At 72.5% G+C, this 1,616-nt stretch carries 2 protein-coding genes; both read left to right on the top strand.

Features of this window, described 5'->3' with window-relative positions:
* A partial coding sequence (locus tag WD794_08575) for a hypothetical protein (protein MEX2290364.1) occupies positions 1-1,336 on the top strand: 1,336 nt, incomplete at its 5' end.
* Between the two features lie 19 nt (positions 1,337-1,355).
* Positions 1,356-1,565, top strand: coding sequence for a hypothetical protein (locus WD794_08570; protein MEX2290363.1), 210 nt, complete (start codon positions 1,356-1,358; stop codon positions 1,563-1,565).
* The last annotated feature ends 51 nt before the right edge of the window (positions 1,566-1,616 follow it).

Genomic DNA, 1,616 nt, shown 5'->3' with positions numbered 1-1,616 from the left:
CTCGCCAGCGCACCGTGGTGCGCTGGCCGAGGCGGCGCGGATGCAGGCGCGCGGCTTCGTGATGGAGTGCCGCGCGATCGCCGGGATGTTCGAGAGCGCGCCGCACGATCAGCGGGAGTTCGTGCACGGCGACGTGGCGGGCACGCTGCACCTGGCGCCGAGGACGGCTCTGGACAAGCTCACGACGGCCCTCGACCTGATGGCCCAGCCCCGACTGGTCGCGGCACTCGAGCAGGGACGGCTCGGGGTGGGGCACGCGATCGCGCTGCTGCACGAGATCAGCCACCTGTCCCCACCGGTGGCCGCGCAGGTGCTGGCAGCGGTTCTGGGTGACGGCGACGAGGAGATCGAGGCCACCGCCGGTGAGCTGCGGACGGCAGCGAAGAAGGCCGCGATCACCGTCGACGCCGACGCGGCTCGCAAGCGGCACGAGGAGGCCAAGAAGTCCGCTGGGGTCCGCGGCCGGCCGACCGTTGACGGGATGGGGCAGGTCGTCACCGACTGCACCGCCACCCAGGCGGCGACCATTGTTGCGGCGGTTCGCCAGCGGGCGGAGGCCATGACCTTCGACGACCCCGAGCTGACCGAGGGGCAGAAGCAGGTCGCAGCGCTGCTGCACGCGCTGGGCTGCGAGCGTGTCGGTGTCCAAGCCGTGCTCGAGTGCCCGGTCGAGCGCGCGGTCGACCTCAACGCGGCGGCACAGTCCGGTGTCTGGGGGATCGACGTCCGGATGCCGGTTGCCGTCGCGCTCGGACTGTCCGACCACCCGGCGCTCCTGGTCGGCTACGGCCCGATCGGCGCCGACGAGGCGCGCGCGCTGCTGCCCTGCTCCGACCTCGTGCGGGCCTGCGTGGACGCCGGCACCGGCGAGGTGCTGGCCGTCGATCGGCCGGTCCCGAGGAAGGCCTGGCAGGCAGGCGACCCGGACCTGGCCGCAGCGCTGCGCCGGGTGCTGGTCGAGATGGCGACCTCCGGCGGCACGATCCCGGACCTGACCACCGACGGCTACGTCCCCTCCGAGGCGCTGGGCCGTCTGGTCGACCTGCGCGACGTCACCAGCGTCTTCCCGGGCGACGCAACAGCGGCCCGGCGCAGCGAGCGCGACCACCGGCTGCCCTACCCGCTCGGTCCGACTGCCGACTGGAACCTGCAGAACCTCGTCAAGCGCTGGCACCGCGCCAAGCACAACGGCTGGCACACCCGGCTGCTCGCCGACGGCACCATCGAGTGGACCAGCCCCAGCCGGGGCGTGTACCACCGCAAGCCGAAACGTACGGTGCCGCCGAAGATCCCACCGGATGGCGCCCTGCCGCCGATTCCCGGTGACAGCGGTTAGCCGGCACTAGGGTTCGCTCGTGGAGCCGCACCCGCCTGAGCCGCCCGCCCTGCCGACCTCGGCCGTGTCAGCCATCGTGACCTGGCTCGAGGCATCCGGGGAGTGGCTGAAGCAGGATCGTGCCGAGGCTGCGGCTCGCGGGCGCCGTTCGTCACCCGAGCAGGACGCCAGCATCCGCCTCTACGAAGACGCCGCGCTGCTGTTCCGAGAGGCGTACCACGGTCTCTAGGCCGAAGTTACGAGTTGGGCGGCGGCGTTCGGCGGCTGTTTCCTTTGCTGG

This window comes from Mycobacteriales bacterium, assembly GCA_040902655.1.
GTDB lineage: Bacteria > Actinomycetota > Actinomycetes > Mycobacteriales > SCTD01 > SCTD01.
The sequence above is the reverse complement of the archived record's forward strand: the minus strand, read 5'-3'. Positions and strand labels throughout refer to the sequence as shown.